The sequence below is a fragment of the Chitinophaga skermanii genome (assembly GCF_003259335.1).
GTDB classification, from domain to species: domain Bacteria; phylum Bacteroidota; class Bacteroidia; order Chitinophagales; family Chitinophagaceae; genus Chitinophaga; species Chitinophaga skermanii.
Genome location: NZ_QLLL01000004.1, coordinates 204,411 through 223,751, shown reverse-complemented (window position 1 = coordinate 223,751; position 19,341 = coordinate 204,411). Strand labels below are relative to the sequence as shown.

General features: G+C 42.7%; 25 protein-coding genes. 8 read left to right on the top strand and 17 right to left on the bottom strand.

What is annotated here, in order from left to right; genetic code table 11:
* The first annotated feature begins 3 nt into the window (after positions 1 to 3).
* Complete coding sequence (locus tag LX64_RS11600; protein WP_111597824.1) at positions 4 to 609, top strand: short chain dehydrogenase; 606 nt, start codon at positions 4 to 6, stop codon at positions 607 to 609.
* A 150-nt stretch (positions 610 to 759) separates the two neighbouring features.
* On the top strand, positions 760 to 1,164 hold the full coding sequence (locus LX64_RS11595) for a DUF4345 family protein (RefSeq protein WP_111597823.1): 405 nt from the start codon (positions 760 to 762) through the stop codon (positions 1,162 to 1,164).
* Here LX64_RS11595 and LX64_RS11590 read toward each other — a convergent pair whose 3' ends face one another.
* Positions 1,165 to 1,752, bottom strand: coding sequence for a Crp/Fnr family transcriptional regulator (locus LX64_RS11590; protein ID WP_111597822.1), 588 nt, complete (start codon positions 1,750 to 1,752; stop codon positions 1,165 to 1,167).
* A 150-nt stretch (positions 1,753 to 1,902) separates the two neighbouring features.
* Between LX64_RS11590 and LX64_RS11585 the strand changes: the two genes are divergently transcribed.
* Positions 1,903 to 2,088 carry a hypothetical protein gene (locus tag LX64_RS11585; protein WP_111597821.1) on the top strand — a complete coding sequence of 62 codons (186 nt, stop codon included), beginning with the start codon at positions 1,903 to 1,905 and terminating at the stop codon, positions 2,086 to 2,088.
* Here LX64_RS11585 and LX64_RS11580 read toward each other — a convergent pair.
* The 9 genes from LX64_RS11580 to LX64_RS11540 all read right to left on the bottom strand — a co-directional run bounded on the left by LX64_RS11580 (position 2,085) and on the right by LX64_RS11540 (position 7,691).
* Entirely contained in the window at positions 2,085 to 2,633 is a 549-nt protein-coding gene (locus LX64_RS11580; protein ID WP_111597820.1) for a hypothetical protein, read from the bottom strand. The genes LX64_RS11585 and LX64_RS11580 overlap by 4 nt on opposite strands.
* Positions 2,634 to 3,039: 406 nt before the next feature.
* Positions 3,040 to 3,579: a hypothetical protein gene (locus tag LX64_RS11575; RefSeq protein ID WP_111597819.1), complete on the bottom strand. Its 540-nt coding sequence runs from the start codon at positions 3,577 to 3,579 to the stop codon at positions 3,040 to 3,042.
* A 2-nt stretch (positions 3,580 to 3,581) separates the two neighbouring features.
* The gene (locus LX64_RS11570; RefSeq protein ID WP_148707286.1) at positions 3,582 to 3,992 is read right to left on the bottom strand and encodes a hypothetical protein; all 411 of its coding nucleotides are present in this window, start codon (positions 3,990 to 3,992) and stop codon (positions 3,582 to 3,584) included.
* Positions 3,993 to 4,193 (bottom strand): hypothetical protein, encoded by a 201-nt coding sequence (locus tag LX64_RS11565; protein ID WP_111597817.1) that lies wholly within the window; start codon positions 4,191 to 4,193, stop codon positions 3,993 to 3,995. It abuts the gene before it with no gap.
* Entirely contained in the window at positions 4,183 to 4,653 is a 471-nt protein-coding gene (locus tag LX64_RS11560) for a DUF1572 domain-containing protein (RefSeq protein WP_111597816.1), read from the bottom strand. The genes LX64_RS11565 and LX64_RS11560 overlap by 11 nt, the downstream gene beginning before the upstream one ends.
* 98 nt (positions 4,654 to 4,751) lie before the next feature.
* Positions 4,752 to 5,405 (bottom strand): DUF1349 domain-containing protein, encoded by a 654-nt coding sequence (locus LX64_RS11555; RefSeq protein ID WP_111597815.1) that lies wholly within the window; start codon positions 5,403 to 5,405, stop codon positions 4,752 to 4,754.
* Positions 5,406 to 5,480: 75 nt separating this feature from the next.
* Entirely contained in the window at positions 5,481 to 6,173 is a 693-nt protein-coding gene (locus LX64_RS11550; protein WP_111597814.1) for a hypothetical protein, read from the bottom strand.
* Positions 6,174 to 6,222: 49 nt separating this feature from the next.
* Positions 6,223 to 6,846: a dioxygenase family protein gene (locus LX64_RS11545; protein WP_111597813.1), complete on the bottom strand. Its 624-nt coding sequence runs from the start codon at positions 6,844 to 6,846 to the stop codon at positions 6,223 to 6,225.
* 131 nt (positions 6,847 to 6,977) lie between these two features.
* A complete protein-coding gene (locus tag LX64_RS11540; RefSeq protein ID WP_158538601.1) occupies positions 6,978 to 7,691 on the bottom strand; it encodes a LytR/AlgR family response regulator transcription factor in 714 nt (237 codons plus the stop codon).
* A 162-nt stretch (positions 7,692 to 7,853) separates the two neighbouring features.
* On the opposite strand from LX64_RS11540, the gene idi reads away from it, so the two are divergent.
* From idi to LX64_RS11525, 3 genes are all read left to right on the top strand, one after another.
* The gene (idi, locus tag LX64_RS11535) at positions 7,854 to 8,369 is read left to right on the top strand and encodes an isopentenyl-diphosphate Delta-isomerase (protein WP_111597811.1); all 516 of its coding nucleotides are present in this window, start codon (positions 7,854 to 7,856) and stop codon (positions 8,367 to 8,369) included.
* Positions 8,370 to 8,474: 105 nt separating this feature from the next.
* Positions 8,475 to 8,993, top strand: a complete 519-nt coding sequence (locus LX64_RS11530; protein WP_111597810.1) for an RNA polymerase sigma factor — start codon at positions 8,475 to 8,477, stop codon at positions 8,991 to 8,993.
* On the top strand, positions 8,983 to 9,627 hold the full coding sequence (locus LX64_RS11525) for a hypothetical protein (RefSeq protein WP_111597809.1): 645 nt from the start codon (positions 8,983 to 8,985) through the stop codon (positions 9,625 to 9,627). The genes LX64_RS11530 and LX64_RS11525 overlap by 11 nt, the downstream gene beginning before the upstream one ends.
* 152 nt (positions 9,628 to 9,779) lie before the next feature.
* Here LX64_RS11525 and LX64_RS11520 read toward each other — a convergent pair whose 3' ends face one another.
* Positions 9,780 to 10,625, bottom strand: a complete 846-nt coding sequence (locus LX64_RS11520) for a polysaccharide lyase (RefSeq protein ID WP_111597808.1) — start codon at positions 10,623 to 10,625, stop codon at positions 9,780 to 9,782.
* Between the two features lie 560 nt (positions 10,626 to 11,185).
* Here LX64_RS11520 and LX64_RS11510 point away from each other — a divergent pair.
* Positions 11,186 to 11,845, top strand: a complete 660-nt coding sequence (locus LX64_RS11510; protein ID WP_111597806.1) for a hypothetical protein — start codon at positions 11,186 to 11,188, stop codon at positions 11,843 to 11,845.
* Between the two features lie 42 nt (positions 11,846 to 11,887).
* Here the strand turns inward: LX64_RS11510 and LX64_RS11505 are convergent, their stop codons facing one another.
* The 3 genes from LX64_RS11505 to LX64_RS11495 form a co-directional block, all read right to left on the bottom strand.
* Entirely contained in the window at positions 11,888 to 13,018 is a 1,131-nt protein-coding gene (locus tag LX64_RS11505; protein ID WP_111597805.1) for a dienelactone hydrolase family protein, read from the bottom strand.
* A gap of 73 nt (positions 13,019 to 13,091) precedes the next feature.
* Positions 13,092 to 13,637 carry a DUF1415 domain-containing protein gene (locus LX64_RS11500; protein WP_111597804.1) on the bottom strand — a complete coding sequence of 182 codons (546 nt, stop codon included), beginning with the start codon at positions 13,635 to 13,637 and terminating at the stop codon, positions 13,092 to 13,094.
* A 50-nt stretch (positions 13,638 to 13,687) separates the two neighbouring features.
* Entirely contained in the window at positions 13,688 to 14,179 is a 492-nt protein-coding gene (locus LX64_RS11495) for an RNA polymerase sigma factor (protein WP_158538600.1), read from the bottom strand.
* Positions 14,180 to 14,431: 252 nt separating this feature from the next.
* Between LX64_RS11495 and LX64_RS11490 the strand changes: the two genes are divergently transcribed.
* Positions 14,432 to 15,214: a TlpA family protein disulfide reductase gene (locus LX64_RS11490; protein WP_158538599.1), complete on the top strand. Its 783-nt coding sequence runs from the start codon at positions 14,432 to 14,434 to the stop codon at positions 15,212 to 15,214.
* Between the two features lie 623 nt (positions 15,215 to 15,837).
* Here LX64_RS11490 and LX64_RS11480 read toward each other — a convergent pair.
* Genes LX64_RS11480 through LX64_RS11470 form a run of 3 tightly spaced genes read right to left on the bottom strand, consistent with a single transcriptional unit; the run spans position 15,838 to position 19,336 of the window.
* On the bottom strand, positions 15,838 to 16,992 hold the full coding sequence (locus LX64_RS11480) for a cytochrome-c peroxidase (protein WP_111597800.1): 1,155 nt from the start codon (positions 16,990 to 16,992) through the stop codon (positions 15,838 to 15,840).
* A 5-nt stretch (positions 16,993 to 16,997) separates the two neighbouring features.
* Complete coding sequence (locus tag LX64_RS11475) at positions 16,998 to 17,930, bottom strand: hypothetical protein (RefSeq protein WP_111597799.1); 933 nt, start codon at positions 17,928 to 17,930, stop codon at positions 16,998 to 17,000.
* Positions 17,931 to 17,950: 20 nt separating this feature from the next.
* Complete coding sequence (locus LX64_RS11470; protein WP_111597798.1) at positions 17,951 to 19,336, bottom strand: RagB/SusD family nutrient uptake outer membrane protein; 1,386 nt, start codon at positions 19,334 to 19,336, stop codon at positions 17,951 to 17,953.
* Positions 19,337 to 19,341: the final 5 nt, after the last annotated feature.

Here is a 19,341-nt window from a genome sequence, read left to right as displayed (position 1 = left end):
AGTATGAAGATATTACTGATTGGTGGCGAAGGCACCATTGGAAAAGGAGTAGCAACAGCGTTCCGTTCACGTGAACAAGAAGTTATTACAGCAGGTAGAAACAGTGGGCAAATCCAAGTCGACATTACCCAACCTACTTCTATCGAACAAATGTTTCAACAAGTAGGCCCGGTAGATGCGATTATATGCACCGCCGGCACGGGGTATTATGGTCCTTTCCATACCATGACTACCGACTTGATGCTTCCCGGCATACAAGGCAAACTCTTAGGCCAAATCAACCTCGTACTCATAGGAAAATCATATCTCAACAAAGGCGGCTCTTTCACCCTTACCTCCGGCATTGCTGCAGAACATCCTGCCCGTAATGGCACCTGCGTAGCTATGATCAATGGCGCCGTGAACAGCTTCGTGCTGGGTGCTGCACAAGAAATGGTCGACGAAAAACGCATCAACGTTGTAAGCCCGGGATTAGTAGCAGCCAGTGCAGAACGCTACGGCGCCTTCTTTCCCGGCTATAACTTGGTACCGATGGATAAATTAGTGAACGCGTATATTCTAAGTGTAGAAGGAGCTGTAAATGGCAAAATATTGAAGGTGTATAATTAACCATCCCAAAATGGTAACCAACGATGCAAAGTCGTTGGTTGCCTTCATATAAAAATTAGTAACGCCTAAGTTTTACAGGCTTATACACTTCTTAACTTAAGTCAAGGCCGAAGATAAAGCACTCGCCTACTTTTGGGGAAACAACCCACTATGCGTTACTTGCTAATAGTAAAAATCACACTCATACTTGCCGGTATTATTGGTATCACTGTCGGCATAGGCCAATTATTCTTTCCCATTGCTTTTGAAGGATCAACGGGTATAACACTCAGCAATAACACCTCTTTACTAAGTGAATTCCATGGCGCTGGAGGTACATTGCTTGGCGCGGGCATTATCATACTAATAGGCGCCTTTTCGACCGCCATAAGAGGCTTTGCTTTAATGCTCACAGCTTTATTCTACTTGGGATATGGTATAGCACGCTTATATGGTATGTTGGCAGATGGGTTACCCAATGAAGGACTAATTGTTGTAACAGTGATTGAAGTTGTGATAGGTACATTAGCATTGGTACTTTACCGGCAATACAAGCGGCAACAATTTGCCCGGTAATTAGGCTTTCCGGGTATTATCGACAATCCTTTTACGAATCCTGCTGAGCGATTCGGGGGTAACACCGATATAAGATGCAATGTATACGAGCGGCACACGGTTCAATAAACCCGGCTTTGTTTGTAATAATGCTTGGTAACGTTGCTCCGGGTTGTAGGCATTCAGGAGATGAATGTATGCTTCTGCTTTGCGGTAATCGGCTGATAATAAATTGTAAATAAGATGACCGGTAGCCGGGTATGCTTTGTGCATCTCGGCTTCTTGTGCCTTGGTTCCGCTCAGCAATAATGTATCTTCCATGCATTGGATACTGGTTTCCGATGGTTGTGCACTCATATAACTGGAATACAGTACAATGGGATCTTGTTCTACATAAAACGCGCTTGTCTTTTCCAAACCATCCACGATTCGGAATTGTCGTAAGCAACCTTGTAAAACAAAATAGCACTTGTTACAAATCCTGCCTTCTGCTACCACTATATCGCCTTTTGCAAAGGATTCTACAGTTGTAAAAGCCAGTAAAGCGTCGATCTCCTCGTCGTTAAATTCGGTATATTGTTGTACTATTTTACGGGCAATATCTTTCATACTGGGGGTTTAAGTACAAGCTTGGATAGACCTTTTTTTATGCTAGCTTAAAGATATAAAAACCTAAGCACATACCCTGCTATACTAGTGAGTAAATACACAGATTGCATAATAAAGTGTAATTTGCCCTTCCTTAAGAATCGTTATCGTATGAATATTTGGAACATTTTCGCCGCCGTCGTTGCTATTTTTACCCTCTTCTTTGCACAAGAAGCGTATACATTATATGCAGCAGGACAAGCAGGTTCCAAATTACAAACCTTGCTTTTACTTATTGCCCTTTGTGTGATCCTCACGGCCTTCTTCCTTATTAAAGGAAGGCGTATTAAACGCTAATTTCTCTCCTCTATTTTGTGACCAAGTGCTAAGAATTCTTGTCTAAGTAATGGATAGCAGCTCATATCTGCACCAATAAATGTATTATTTGTACCAAGCATATGATCACATGAAAAACAGACATTCAAGATCGAAACGACTTGCCCAGATGCGCTATAGAAAACAATTGCGTCACGGTATACAGGTGCGCACATCCAATACGGAATATTAAGCGCAGGTATGCTTAGATGTGAAATAATGGCCAAAGCGCTTGCTTCAGAATGATGCAGCTTGCTAATAAGTTCAACGTGTGCTGGAAGATGGTTATTAATATGTTGTAAATGTGCAATGCCTGCATTCATGATGGAAAATATCGCCTCCATTCGTTGCTTTTCATCAGCTGTCAATACCTTGCCATTTGCCACACGTCTCGACAATCGCTGATATTCGTTCCATTCTTCTAATGAAGCTTGTATAAACGAATCGCCCCTATTAAAGGAATAGGTTTCAATGTATTCAAATTCGAATGTATGCAGGTATTCGTGCGAAGTAAGAGGACGTTGCATAGTATAATATTGGGTATTAATGTTAATAATTGAACTTGTAATAAAGTTATAAGCCGGTAGCTTGAAAAAACGATCACCATGCTAGTGTCTCATGTTTAAAACACAACTTGTAAAAGAAGAATCTATCAAGATGCACTAATATAGTAATGACCTTTTGATGTTCCGTAGCAAAGGAAAGCTGTTAAATAAATCATTTTCAATTATTTGATTGCACTTAGAAAAGAACTGCATATGATAGTGATATCCAGCTGATAATCCAGCTTGGAAACAAAGCTGCTAACGTCCAATACAATTCGTGAATATATACAATAGACGTGTTTTAAGCGTTACCTTGAAAACCCATGCAAAATAGAGGTACAAATGTATTCTGTCATTCAATAGCACTTTGTAAATGACCTCGCAACAATCAAGTCATTTGCAACGGATGCCCCAGCTTTTGGAGATACCTTCCTAACATCCCAAACAATTCGTGCCCTACATGAAATGAATGCGTTTTACTGGTTGCCATGAAAGCACATTCAAAACAGACGTACAACTTGCCAACCATACAATTAGCAGCATCGTAAAACACCATCACATCCCTGTAAATAGGAATACAAGCAGCATAAGCTACAGGCGGTGGCATAATCGTTGATAATATACAATCCAATTCCATCGCCAATGAAGTACCTACCTCCACCCTTGCTACCTTATCTTGAAAAGGCGTGTATTCATCCAAGGCAAGTAGCTGGTATTCTATAGGCAACAACGATTGTAAATAGTCATAACGCTCCTTCTCCTCCCGCTCTAAGGGTATCAAACGACCCTTTTTCAACAATACCTCTATTTCCTGTTCAACTAGCTTTTTTGAATTGGTATAAGCTGTATTCCTAAACAGGGAATATGTTTCGAAATAGGCGTAATTGATAGTGCCAATATGTTGTATAATAGAAGATGGAGTTATCATAATCACTGTATAGATTGATCTCGATTTTTAATAAATTCTTCTCTTTTTTCTAACCAGCCCGGCTGCATGTATTTACGTCCTTTACGCTCTACTGTATGCCCATTCTCAAACAAAAAATCTACCAACCAATCCAGCACAATAAAATCAACATCTAAGTAACCCGTTTGCTTCGTTGCTAGAAAGCCACATTCTAAACAAAGATTCAATGTAGAAATAACATGGTCATGCTTGTCATAAAATACAATCATATCCCTGTAAACAGGCCCACAAAGAAATAAAGCAGCCGCCACGGGTTCCGTTTGGAACATCTTATGTAATTCAATCCCCTCTTTTGAATGGCGTTCAAAACGAGCCATCTTTTGAGCAAAAGGATGAAACTCATGTACTTCATACACTGTACCTTCTATACTCAACTATTCCTGTATCTCCTCGATACGCTCAACTACGGCAGTAGATGCAACACCGATTTTTGTCAACGAGGTTAATTCTGTTTGTAATCCTTGTTTATATGCTTTATACTCCTCGCTACGCAACATTGAATACGTTTCGAAATAAGCAATATCCAATGCATTGATATATTCAGCTGTCGTCGTTCGCTTGTTACTATTTCCCATCACGCAAGATTTTCTTTATCACGGCTATTTGTCCTAAATGGTAATGTGTATGCTCAATAATCCCTAATAGGTTCCTGTAATAATTGCCATATGCTTCCTTTTCGAAAACTTCGAATAGTTGCGGTTCATGTAAGGTAGTAATGGCTGTGGCAAAGGCATCTCCTTCTGTTAATGCTTTATCAACCAATAATCGCCATGCTGCTTCATTCGTAATAGCAGGTACATCAAAGCTTACTTTATCACTCGCTTGTAAAGTACCACCTTCCAACACTTTCAATACAGCGCTTACATAATAGTTCATGTGGAATACCAAGGCTGCAATTGTGTTCAACCCATGCACAGGGGTAACGGCTTCTTGCCAAGTAACATCCGATAATACCGTTTTCAAATCAACCGTTGTCCAGTTACCACCAAAATGAACATCTTTAAAGTGTTTGGCGATTTGTGTAAGATGGGTCATGAGGAATTGTATTAGTTAGGTGTTGGAATAAAGATTAACAAAGTAAGTAAATTTCCTTGCACATAAAAAAAGAGGCCGAAGCCTCTTTCTTTCCAATATTATTGATCCGCATTTTTCTTTAACCAATCCAATCTTCTTTGATCGGGTAAGTGCTTCACGGAGAATTGTTCGAAAGTGGCGTTAAAACCTTCACCATCCGGGCAAGCGGCCATTAAGCCTACCATTACCGGGTGGTTATCTTGCAAGTGCGCATTACGCATCATCACATAGTTTTTATCGTCGAATGAATAGAAAAGCTCTACTGCATCGAGCCTGCGAACGGCTTTGATCCAAATGTAGCGCGGAATCTTCTCGAGCTGAATCACACTCCAATCGCTCGTTTTATGGGTTACCACGGCGCTGATATTCAACTTACCATCTACGAATTCTACACCGGCTTTGATCCAGTTTTCATGATCCACACGAATCATTAATCCCATTTGATCGAAACGCGCTTTGTAGTCGCCTATCAACTTCACCTTCGTTTCAAATTCACCACCATACGTGGTGTAATAAAACGGGGCATCGTCTACCGTAAATCCATAATGCGAAATTCTCCAGTAGTCGCTGTGCGGGGTAACGAACATCGAGAGGTTGTTGTTTTTGATGTTCCATTTCTCTGGTTCATTGAACCATTGCATCTTGTCCAAACTCTGCGCACGCGCCGTTTGTACGGCAGCTAATAGGCACAGGCTGTAAAATAGTTTCTTCATGATTGTAAATTTCCCTGGCTTTGGATGATCTTTAATAGAACGACGAAACTACTGCAATAAATGGATAATTTCATATTAACGATGACAGGTCTCTACAACTAGATAAATTATTACAATGACCACCACTACCATGGCATACCCCAATACTTCTTGTTTCCAGTGCTTGGAAGCGTCGAAGGTGTATGCTTGGTGATCAATACTGAAATGACTAAATACTGCCGGGCTAACAGTTATATCCGGCCTAAAATGCCGTAATCCCAATAAAAAGCGGGCCATCACTTCATACCTATTCGTATAATAAATAGATCCCAAACTCGATCCCAAAAAGCTATTCGTACAAAGATTACGCCCTGCCGGCCGACCCTTCATCTTCCAAGCCAAGCGGGGCATAGATTTAGACCGCTGTTGAATAAATACATCATGTGCATAAGGCCCCGGCTCATGCGCTATATCCGACCATTTGATCGTTTGTACAAGCTTGCCCGTTCGCGTATTGTTAAAATGTAAGCCATCCTTGTCCACCCTAATCTCCGTATACCCTTTTTGCCAAGAACGATAAGCACCCCACACCATCACCACCAATAACCCGGTGATGATAATTGCCGGGAAAGCAATGCGCCAATCTTCCGTAAAAGCTAAATACGTTACGTAAATGCTCACTCCAAGTAAAGCCAAGGCACAAAGCCCCATCAACACTAACAATAAATTGTTCTTCAGCGCGTGCGGTTCCGATTGAATAGGTGTGAAACTAGGATATGGTAATTGCATGGAGTACTATTGGGTGCATGCAATAATATCGATTTTTTACAACATCCCCCTAACGCGGGTAACCCGGGATATGTAAACCGAGTATAACATCTTGTTGTACTTCTTGCACCCCATTCACTTTGCTCACTTTCATGATACCATTACCACCCCTATTTTCCATTTTTGCTCTTATACTAGGCTTCAATAACGGATCATCGTTAAATACCCATTCATCGATGTAATATTCGTTTAATGAGGGTTCTTTTATGGCTACATGAATATGTGCCGGCATGGTGTCCTTGGGATAAGGCGCCGGGCGATTCGTGTAAATATGAAAGGTACCATCGGCACCGGTCTTTACCCAACCACGTGTATGCCCATGCCTTTTAGCTGCCACCGGCGTTGCTGCACCCGGTGAATAATACCCCGATACATCTGTTTGCCAATAATATAACACAACACCCGCTGCCGGAAGTTTACCACCCGGTTGTAATATACGCCCGGCAATATGCAAACGCTGCCCTTTCTCCTTCCATCCATCACTCGTATCTACAGGCGGTATGTGCTTAGGCATACCAACATACAACAATTCACAACCATCACACCCACCCCCTACAAGGGTCGATTTCGACTTTGATTGACCATTACAAGCAGTACAAATGAAAAAAACTAAGATCCAAATTACATGTTCCATAACAAATTGTTTATGGCGAATATCGGGATCAAACGAAAGCTGGTGGAGCTTATTAGGCTAACACGATGAGTTGTTATGCCCAGTGGAGGAGTTAACATCTAAGCGTAAATGGCCGCTGTATAATAACAAAGCTAAACGCCTTTCATTTTTTCCTTAAACCTTGCAACATACGTTCTACTTAAACGCAATAAGGTACCATCTTGTAAATACACATCATAGTCCCCGTTCAGCCTTGAAACATATTGCACCACGTGCTTCACCTGCACAATGGTAGAACGATGCACTTGCACAAACCCCGCTACTTCCAATACCTCCATCATTTGCTGTAAACTGGTATTATGTAAATACGCCCTTCCCTGCACATGCAAACGAATATAAGGCTTGGCCGATTCGATATAGGTAATATCCTTCACCGGTAATGGTATATATGTTCCTCCCTGCTGGATCGTAATTGTGTCAATAGGTACCGGCGCAATGGGTATTATCTCAACTGCTTCTCCCCTTTCCAACAAAAACGGTACCCCATATAGCAATAACAACAACAAGGCATACGTAGGCACCGCGTAAGCGATCGTGCCCCATACATCATACCGATGATCTAAAAAACACGCGGAAACACTCCACACCAAACAGGCATACAATAACAAATGCCCTGCTGCCAATAAAGGGATAAAGCGCCATGTTAGCCGCCAACGTTTCACCAACCACCAACCCGGCACAAACAATACCCAAATGCTGGCAAATAATACCGATTCTTCTACGTAAAACGGGTAACGATTAAAGTAAGCATGCCATATATCCAATACAATTGTTATTACCGCTGCTGCCGGTAAAATCATAGCCATCTTTGGTATTGAAGGTAGTCGCAATTGCATACCTGTAAGTTACGGAAGTTTTAGGAGGCCTTTTATACACCTAATTGGAACTTTTTTGTTTTTTTATTAATTTACTGCTGCCTGTTATGCTATAGGGAAAGGAGTTCAGTTAACCATTTACAGCAACTAGTCATGATAAATCCCACTGAAGTCATACTCGTCAATGAGCAAGACGAAGCCATTGGCACCATGGAGAAGCGCGCCGCTCACGAAGAGGGCCTGCTACACCGTGCTATTTCTATATTCGTATTCACCCCGCAGGGCGACCTAATTCTACAACGCCGGGCTCACAATAGGCAACATTGCGGAGGCTTATGGTCGAACACCTGCTGCGGGCACCCACTTCTTGGTGAAGATATTACCGAAGCAGCCCACCGGAAATTACAGGCCGTGCTGGGATTCGATACCCACCTCGACAAACAATTCGAATTTCGCTACAGGCTCGCCGTTACCAGCGGAATAGTTGAAAATGAATACAAACACATCTATTTTGGTCAATATAATGGCCCTATTCACCCCGATCCCAAAGAAGTAGTACAAGTAGAACCACGTTCTATTGCCCTCATTAAGCAACAAATACAGCATGCTCCCGGTCAATTTACCCCTTGGTTTCGTCTCCTCATGCCCAGCGTGCTCAATTATTTATAAATAATTTCCCGGCTGGTGTGATATTTTCCTTCCCCCAACGAATAATGATCCAAACACGTATATTGTATACAACGACCGTGCATTGCTCATTATTTAAAACATTTTATGAACGAAACGGGAAAACAAGCAACTTTCCTCCAAGTACTACAGGGGCACAAAGGCATCATTTATAAAATTGCCAATGCTTATTGTAAGAACGACGAAGACCGGAAAGACCTTGTACAAGAAATGATCGTACAACTATGGCGATCGTTTGAGAATTATTCCGATCAATACAAATACTCTACATGGATTTACCGGGTCGCGCTGAACGTGGCTATTTCTTCATACCGGAAAGAAAGTAAACGCAAAACCATTCCCATACCCGGGGAAATCATTCAGCTCGTTGATCAGTCCAGTAAGCTGGAATTAAATGAACACCTCCGTTTATTACAACAATTCATTAGCGAACTAAAGGAAGTCGACCGCGCATTGATGCTGCTTTACCTCGATGAACGACCGTATAAAGAAATATCCGAGATTATGGGATTATCGGAAAGTAACGTGGCTACTAAAATGGGTAGAATCAAGAAAATCTTGCAACAAAAATTCGAACAACATCAAACTTCTTCATATGAACGATAACGATATACGCAGTGCTTGGCAATCTTACAGTCAATTGCTCAACGATAGCCTGCAACTGAATAAACAAAATGCGGAAGACATCACGAAGCTCAAAGCAAAATCGTTCTTACAAAGCATGCAGCCTATTAAAATATTTACCGTGGCGGTGGGCATCCTGTGGGTATTATTCGTGTTCACATTATTAGTAGGCTCGTGGTCGTATTCCAGCCTATTCTTTAAATCTGCCGCCCTTATCCAAGGTAGCATTTCAGCGATTGCGATTATTATTTACTTGTACCAACTGTATTTGATTCAACAAGTAGATATTAACCAGCCCGTGATGGCTGCACAACGCATTATCGCGCAAATAAAAACGAGCACCATTTGGGTAACCCGCATTTTATTTTTACAATTGCCTATTTGGACCACCTTCTACCTCACCGCTGCTACCTTCCAAAACGGGCAAACGGGTTGGCATATTGTTCAAATTATTATCACCGGCGCTTTTACATTGGCAGCCTTGTGGTTGTTCTTCAATATCAAATACGAAAACCGCCATACAAAATGGTTCCAGCTTATATTCAATGGAAAAGATTGGTCGCCGTTAATGCAGGCCATGTCGGTACTGGAACAAGTAGAAGAGGAGAAAGTGTAGGGTGAAACGAGCGGTGGGTGCTTTGTTGTAACATCCTTGCTACGCTCAGTTCATCGATTAGCGCTTTATTGATCTATCAATAGTTGATAATATTAAAAATGGTCGGCGTAATGCCGACCATTTTTGCATACAGTTAATGATGCGTAAAAAAACTAGTTAATTTTTGTAACAACTAAATCATCATAGTAAACATAACCTGTTGTAGACGACATCCAGTAATCTTGGCTACCACCACGGAACGTGTGGAACGACAAGTTACGGATCAAACGTTTAGCATCGTTGGTTGTCCAACGCATAGCCCTATCTAATACGGTCGTACCGTTAATAATCATGCGTGCGCGACCGTCGGTGTTAGAGCCGGTATTACTTTTTACATACATGGTAACGCTGTAAGTAGTACCTAAAGCTAAACTACCAGAAGAAGGATAAGACACGCCGAAGTTATCGCCGTATTGACCGGCTTGGTCGCGGTGATATACATATGGGTGGAAGTATACGCGGCTACCATTGTTGTACCACATTAAGCGGAAGCTACCGCCGTTACCATCCCAAGCAGGATCGCCACCGGCGTTACCATCGCCCAAGAAGAAACCGAAGCCGAGTTTACCACCGCGGCTCCAATCGAATGCGCTATGGAAGCGAATGGTGAAAGATACTTGGTATTCCGATCCATCAGAAATATCTGTGTTGGCTACCATACCACCGGCACCGGAAAGGGCCCATGGCAATAATGTAATGCGCAAGTTTCCATTGGAAATCATGGAACGAGAATCGACCCAACCGCTTACGTTACCTAAATCGTAACCGGCTTGGCCAGAAGTGTAAGTGCTTTGATTTGCGTAGCTATTCCAGTTTTGTGAGAAACTACTAAGAATACCTGGAGGAGGTGCTACCTCTTCTTGTTGATCAACGGGTAAATCAACCGATTTTTTGCAGGATGTAAAACTTAGGCCGACGAATAATGCAATGGCTACTGAAGAGGTGTTCAGAATTTTCATAATCGAGTGGTTTTCTTAAACGTGAAAAATTGGGTTCGCAACGAATTAACTGTACCTACAAATTAGTGCAAAACCCCACCGCGGCAAGCCCCTACAAAGCCGTTTTACGCATCCAGAAATAGCACCGAAATTCCAGAATTCATATAACCCACTTCACCCCTTCCAAGCAAATACAACCCAGTAGCCAACTTTCCTAGTAAGCCCCCATTTCGTTACGTATGCATTTCTAGGCCTCGTAAATTGCAATCGATTGCGATAATGTAGAGGTAATGTAGGGGTTATGTTTCTCCCCGGGGCGAAAATTCGGACTTGTAGGGCTAGGATATTAGCAATAAAATACTGGGCCTTTCCATTCTTATCGTTCATTACCAGCAACACCGAACGCCTGTAGATGCAAGCCCGCTTGCTTGCTGGAAGCTATTAGAAGCATTCATTTACAAGCCTTTACAAACCTGTAAGCTACCTTTGCCTCCTATTCATCTCCCGTAAGCCACTTGTTCCCCAAAATTCAATTTCCCCATCTAATATTTATTCCCTATTTTGCTAAAAATATTAGCAAAATGGCAGTAGAAACGGAAGAAGTGATGTTGAATACCTATTTCGGCTATCAAGGCAGTGTTGTGCTTATTACAGAACAACATCTTGCCAATGTTCACTTCATGAAGCACCAGCTTTTACGTATACACATTAGTACGGGTAAACTAGCACAACTGGGGTTTGTACCTATTTCGGGTACGGGGGCAACCCAATTCTCCATCAGCCACGAAGGCATCACCTTCTACATCAAAATGGGTACAAAAAATAAATGGATTTTCCAGTTCAACGGGCAAACCATTACCCGTATCGAATATTTACACGAATTACAAATGCTTTGGTATGCACTTACCCAAGAATTCTTATTACGCAGGATCGATAAAAAAGAACTCGTAAAACCCAGCTATTGCTACGCCGAAAAAGTAAACATCGCCCTACCAGGTGCTATGACGCCTAAAATGGTAGATCCTACCCCGCAACCTTTTTATGTTACACCCGATTGTATGCTGCTGGTAAGTACGAAGCCTTATACCATATGGGAAATTAACAAGGTAGGTATGATTGAAGTAGACGGGAAGAAATGGGGTATTAAATATATCGCCGGTGAGAAAGACCCCTACGGCGCTGCCAATGCTTTAGAATGGCTCAAAGATCATTTTAAAAGGTATCCACCCAAAAAGCTATAACTACAACAAAGGGCGGTATCCCCGCCCTTGTTATGATTTCTTTTACTCCTCGTGCACCCCGGCCCCACGCAATTTCCCTAGCAACGGGGTAAATTCCCCTTGCCCCTTTACCCGGTCGTTCAAATATGCCGATACCAAGTTTATCACTGTTTCGTAATACGGCGTTACCGTGCAATTACCCGAAGTATGCACGGCATTGGGGTACGACGAGAAATCGCCATGATCAGCAGAATCGATATATACCACTTGCTTATCGGCACGGATGTGTTGCAAATAAGCATACGCATGTTTCTTGTAAGCTGAATCGCCCCGCCTATCGGCCGATAAACGGAGATACGGGATAGCCAATGTATCGGTTAATCGATGCATACGAATCAATTCAAAATCCACATCTTCCTCCCGGTTTTGATTGTACACGTGAAACTCCGAACCATCCAAACTCACAAAACAAGCTACGTTCTGCAAGGCTGGTAAGGCTACAGCGCCTGCCAAGCTACCCCAACTATACCCCATTACTACCAACTTACTCATATCGAAATGCGCACTATCTTTCAGCATTTTGATGGCGTACAATCCATCGTTCACTTGTTCCATCAAATCCTCTTCTTTCACGGTCATATCCCCGGGGAAACGACCAATAGAACTCACCGCCACTACAATATAGCCCTGCTTTGCCAAGCGTTCGAACAGGCTGTAGTTCTCGTAACCCATACCGTTGTAGCTCGCGAGGTAAAGTATAACGGGGAATTTGCCGGTAGCAAACGGTGCATTTTTAAAGCTCGCAGTTTTTAGGTGTAATAGTTTCGTTGAATCGGAACAACCCAGTTCTTCCACGATACTTTGTGCGATCATTTGTGTAGCGCCCGTAGCAATATCCGACGCGGTAAAGTAATTCGCGCGCACTTCTAACAAATGCAGGAGATCGTAAAATTGTAACGCCGTATCTGTAGGTGCAGGTGTTGCGGGATACCATACATCGTACTCCACCGGGCGATAATACAAATAGTAATCTTTCCCCGGCGCAGGTTTATACAAGCGCGAAGTATCTTCTCCTTGCAAGATTTTAAATCCTGCAGCAAATGTTTGTGCTGGTTGCTTCGGAACGTCCTTACATGCCCATAACAAGGCAGCGGCGGCCATTGTCATTATACAGCCAATGATTTTACGCGGCATACATTTTCCAGTTTGGATGAATGCCGAAAATAGTAGCTGAAAGATTAAGCATTTGTTAAAGTCGACGAACCCGCTATTCGCAACTATCTTTTAACATTTTCATATAGGCCAATCCTTTTTCATGGGCAAATTGAATGTTACGGGAAGGAATGGAATCTGCTGCCCCGGGAAACGATTTCACGACTTGGTGAATACTTTTCTCGCGGAGTAAATGCAACATGGGGTAAATGGAACGGTTGGTATAGTTAGCTGCATCGTCGGCATCTGCGCCTGCAAATTGGTACAAAGGATGGAAGGTGGCTACCTGGTAAATACCCTCGTACTTTTTACGATGTATCACAGTTTCCACTTGCTCCACTAGTTGTAAATATTGCTGGAAATCTTCGAAACCCGCTGGGAAAATTAGCAAGGTAGTTTCGATCGATTTATCACGGTCGAGTTGTTGACAAGCTTGTAGAAAATCATCTTTCGCGGCCATGAAAGTAGTCGCATCACTTACGATATACGCCATACTATCTTTCTTTACTACGCGCGAGGCAAAAGGACAAAAGTTGCACCCAATCACAACTTTCTCTACCCACTTCTTTGTTCTTTCGATGATAATTTCTTTCGCTTCCATACGCCGAAAGGTACGCCCATTATTCCGAAACGCCTAATTATGCACTTGCCTTACGTATCACTCACCTTCGCTTTAATTAACTTCCGCGCTACGTGAACACGGCTTTTAATTGTACCAATTGGCTCACCCGATTGCTGTGCAATTTCAGCATACGTAAATCCCTTGCAATACTTTTGTAAACAATCTCTAAAAGGTGAGGGCAACCCGTTAATCATGATCGCTAATTCTTTTACTTCCATGTGTAATATTCTTTCATCTACGGCATCAAATTCTGCCACCGGCAAACGTTCTTGAAAAAGTTTGTACTTCGCGTACAGGTGTTTTCTTTTTAACTGGTTGATAAAGGTGTTGTACATAATTGTATGTAACCATGCTTTCATGTTGGTTCCTGGGATAAACTGCTCGCGGTGCGATAAGGCTTTGCAATATGTATCTTGGTACAAGTCCTTCGACATTTCAATATCACCGGTCAACTTAACCGCGTAAGCGCGTAACAAATTCGTGTGCAGCAATAGGTGGTGATTGAATTCTGTTGGTAACATAATCATTCGTTTTGTGTTAAGATCTCCTTGCAGGTTGGTTGCTATGGCAAGTAGGTGGCTGCCTCGCGGGTTATTATGCTAGCAGTTTGCCACATCAACCATTCAAAATTAGACAAGCTAATTGCCTTACTCAATGCTCCGATGGGTTACTTTGTTGCATATTTTCGCAATGATGACGGGCATTTACAATATTTGAGCGGAAATATACAATGCGGCAGATGCTGTATATTTGTAACGCTTAAAAAGAATAGGATGAAGAAATTTGTATGGATTATCAGCATTGGAATAACGCTTTTTGCTTGTCATTCCTCCAATCAAGAGCAAGCTCTTCAACCTGCTGTAGAGCCTGTGGAAGCGACGAAGGATCTCATGGCGTATTTACGGTATGAACGCGATTTTGTACAACTCGCCCGCACTTTTAAAGCATACGATACCTTGGGTAAGCCTATGCCAATCGAACAATTCTTGTCTACAGTAGCAAACGGCCAATACTTCCCTTTAAGGGTAAATGCACACGATAGCAGCCTTGCTTACCAACTATATCCTATTCAATACCAAGCCAACGAAGAAATGCAGGGATATATCCGGTCGCAAGGCGATTTGTATCTCTCGCGTTACAAAAGGCTCGGCTCCCCTATCCCTACTTTCAACTACACCGATCTCAACAACCAAGCGTTCAATAACGAGAATTTGAAAGACAACATCGTATGGATCAAAACTTGGTTCATCTCTTGCAAACCTTGTATCGAAGAAATGCCATACCTCGATGAACTGAAGTCGAAGTACGCGAACCAGCCCAACATCCAGTTCTTAGCACTTGCTTTCGATAAACGGGAGGCTTTGGAGAAATTCCAAGAGAAGCGCCATTTCTCGTTCAACGTTATTCCCGTTACGCAGCAATACCTCGCCGATTCATTGCAAGCCAACATCTTCCCATCCCATTACCTCTACAAAAACAACCGCCTCATGGGTATCTCGCATGAAGCCAAGGAAATGGCCGCCTTGCTTAACGACGTGCTACACGAAAAAAACTAAACCATTCTTTCAAAGAACAAGGCTACTTCACACCACACTTTGCCCCCGCGTACAAGTGTGCCCTAACTCGTCTACCATCGAAACTACACCTTCCTACCGCCACAAAAAAACACCGTGCCGGATAATGCCGCTTTTAACCGCTTTATGCCGGAAATGACCGCTTTATGCCGGTTTATGCCGGTTTATGCCGCTTTATACCGGAAAATGCCGGTTTGTGCCGGAAAATGCCGCTTTTTGGCATTACTGCGCTAGGAACTACAATTAAAAAATCGAGTAAAATCAAGGGTTTCAGCAAAAAAATGTCGACAAAAGGCTTACTGAACCCCTGTAAACACTGGAAAAACACCCCAAAATGTCGGAGAAGTGTCGGTAAAAGGCTTACTAAACCCTTACAAACACTGGGCTGCTCTCGGTGGAGAGTCGGTGAAGTGTCGGTGGAGAGTCGGAGAACTGTCGGTGAACGTTCGATATTGAGTGGGAAAATGATGCCTATCGAATGAACCGGGGGCGAATATATTTTGCATACTGCTTTGCAGCTTTGAACAGTTGTATACATCTTTAAAACACGAAAGGTTACACGGGCTATACCGTGTAACCTTTCGTACAATCACGTCATTATCCTCTTATTGCATGCCTGGTAATTCCGGCGGAAAAGGCTTTCTAACAGGCGTTGTTAAGGTTCTTAAAAACGCTTCTACAGCTTTTACTTCATCGGTGCTTAAATCCAGTTTGCGTAATATCGCTGATGGTATAGGCCGCATACTTTCATCTACTTTTACAAAGCGTTGAATGGGGGCAGGGTTACCATTGTTGTAATATTCTACCACGTCGCGCAGTGTAGGGAAATTCCCATGATGCATCCACGGCCCTGTTTGTCCTACTTCCCGTAACGAAGGCGTTCTGAAAGCACCAATGTCTACTTGCTTTTTTGTTAGATGGTAACGACCAAAGTCTTCCATTTTCGAACCATAGAGTGCTTGCCCATCATTGTGAAATTGGTTATCGGAAAACAGCGGTGTGTTATGACAGTTAATACAACGTGCTTTCGTGCGGAAGAGGTGTAAACCTTGCACTTCTTCATCCGTCATTGCCTTGGGATGACCGCTAACAAAAGCATCGAAACGACTGCTATTGCTGGCAATACCGCGTTCGAATGTGGCAATGGCGTATTGGATTTTCTGTACGCTTACTTCATCATTCCCAAAAGCTGCAACAAACAAAGGCTTATACGCCTCCACCGCTTGTACGTTTGTAACCATCGCTGTTAATGTTTGCGCCATCTCTACTTTGTCTTGCACAGGAAACACCGATTGCTCTTCCAAGGTAGCAGCGCGGCCATCCCAAAAGAAAGCAGTAAAATGACCAATATTAAACAAGCTCATCGCGTTGCGTTTACCCGTTTGGCGGTTATGCCCGTACGATACGCGTCTTCCATCGCCCCAACCCAATTCAGGATCATGGCAACTTGCACAAGCCACTTGTTTCGACTGGCTCAATCGGGGATCATAGAACAAGGTTTTACCCAATGCTTCTTTCTCCTTCGTATAAGGGTTGTATACTGGGTAAGGCGCTGTACCCAGTTTCCCAATATCTTGGAACCCTATGCGCACAGCACTATCTAAAAACGGTGCAGGCCATTTCGCAGGGTCGCCGCTGCTATACAAAGCACGCAGCTCTTCAATCGAATAAGTAGGCTCTAAAGAAGCTACCATAAACGATAGCAAACTCATCGACATCACTAACGAAACACCAATAACCGGTAAACGACGGATCTTCATGTATTCTATTGAATTTTATCTACGCTGATCTTGTAATCGTATTTATTCACCGCGGCACCACCAATGGCAGTATCATCGAAATTCATTGTTAACTCAATCAATTTCGTATCTAAACTGAATGTACCGGAACCGCTAATACCAATTTTGAAGGTAGTACCGTCCTTACGGGTTACAACTACATCTTGCTTAATCACTTCTACAACACCACTACGTGCACCTGCACTAGATGGGATCAAACGCAATGCTTTGGGTACGTTAATGCGCGCTGTTTTAGCAGATACACTACCACCGCCCATTTCTTCAGTATAAATACGCACCATGTTGAAGAAGGCAACACCACTTTCAGCCACATAATTATTCACGAAACCTATTACGGTGGCATCTGTAGAATCCAATACAGAATAATGGCCCGCTAACGTAGCGTATTTCTGGGTAGAGGTATTGAAGTAATAAGTATTCGGTGCGTAGTAAGGCTCGTTTTTGAACCAAGTAGCTGCTGGTGCAAATGGCGCAATTCTAATCGCCATTTCGCTGTTCGTACCGATGGTCATGGGTTGCATGCTTTCATCGAAACGGGCAAACACTGTGCGCTTTATTACAGCTAAGCTTTGCTTCGCGGTTACGTTAACTGTTACGGTTAACGGATTTTCTGTAACAGTGGTACTGTTGAGTGTTAAAGTTGTATCTACACTATTACTAGCAGAATCAACGAGCTTTAATTTGAAACGTGCTTCTAATTCTGCTTTCGTCATATCGGCTACAACAGGTACCACGATATTGAAAGAGAGATCATTTGTATTCAAATCTACGTTTTGCGAAGTAGCTTGGAATGAAATGCCTACAGAAGGTTTTACGGGTGCCACTTTCTCGTCCTTGCTACAAGCTACCGCACCTAGTAATGCTGTGGCAGCTACAAAATATTTCCATTGTTGTTTCATACTGAATGTTGATTTATACTTTAATAATCGTCGTTTTGTTTTAATTGAGGATTCACGTTGGTGCTAGCTTTCGGAATCGGCAATACCATCCTGTAATCGGTAAAGGCAATGTTGCGTACACCTAGTTTATAGCGTGCCCTGTCGAACATATATTCCCCTTCGAAGGCGAATTCTTTTCTACGTTCCAGTAGAATAGCATCGATGGCTTGTTGTGGTGAACTGAAAGAGGTGGCGGTTAGGTTCGCATCTGCACGCATGCTAATAGCATCAAAATCTTTACCTGCTTGCAATAAATCGTTCTTGTGTGCAGCAGCTTCGGCGCGAATTAAATACATATCTGAAAGGCGTAATACTTTAATCGGCGTGGCCTTTGTTGATACGCCGGTGTATTTGCCTGTAAAATAGTAGTTGCCTTTCGGGATGAATAGGCTGCTTCTACCACGGATATCAGTGGCAGAATATATGTTCATGAGGTCGTCGGTAGCTGCATATTGTTGATCGGAACCATTATCGCCATAATACGTACCCAATGTTGTACCGGCGAAAGTGGCTTCTAAGTTCAACTCGAATATCGATTCTGCACTAGGGGTTTTATTCGTCCACGATGCTACGTATTGTGCGCGTGTCATTAAAGTATAGGTACTCGAGCGTATTACTTGGTCGGCATAGGTATACGCATTATCCCAATCGCTTTTATACAGGTATACTTTCGCGAGTAACGAAGCAGCACTGGTGAAGTTGAAGGTATTTTGTACGTAACCATTGCTAATAATACCGTTGGTAGATGTGAACAATACGAGTGCTTCGCGGAGGTCTTGAATGATGGCGTCGTAGGTTTCTTTTACGGTGCTGCGTACCGGTAATGGATCGTTATAAAAACGTGGTTTCAAATTCACTACAATCCCATCGTGCGAAGCATCCGGCGTATAGCTATAGGGCCGTGCAAACAATTTCACCAAGTCGAAATGCAGCAAAGCACGTATGCATTTCGCTTCTGCTTTTATTCTTTTTACTACGAGGTTAGTACTATCGAATTTTTCAACGGCAGTAAGGATGTTGTTAATATTCGTAAGCACATTGTAAGCTTTCGAATACGTAGCATTCATACTACTGCTTTCTGCATCTTGTAGAAAGCTATAGATGTCCATCATTTTCACGTTCGTGGTTTTGCTGAATTGCAAGTTACCACTCGCTAAATCGGGGTATACCATGCGGTTTACATGGTAGAGTTCTGTTGTTAATAACGAGCTGTACGCGCCTACTAAAGCGGTTCTCGCACCGTCTATATCGGCAAAGGTGGCCTCGTTGGATAGTTTATCCGACGGTTCTTTATCGAGTAATTTTTCGCAACTGGTGTGAAGGAAACATACCCCCAGCAGCCATAATCCTATGAATATCTTTTGCATGTTCT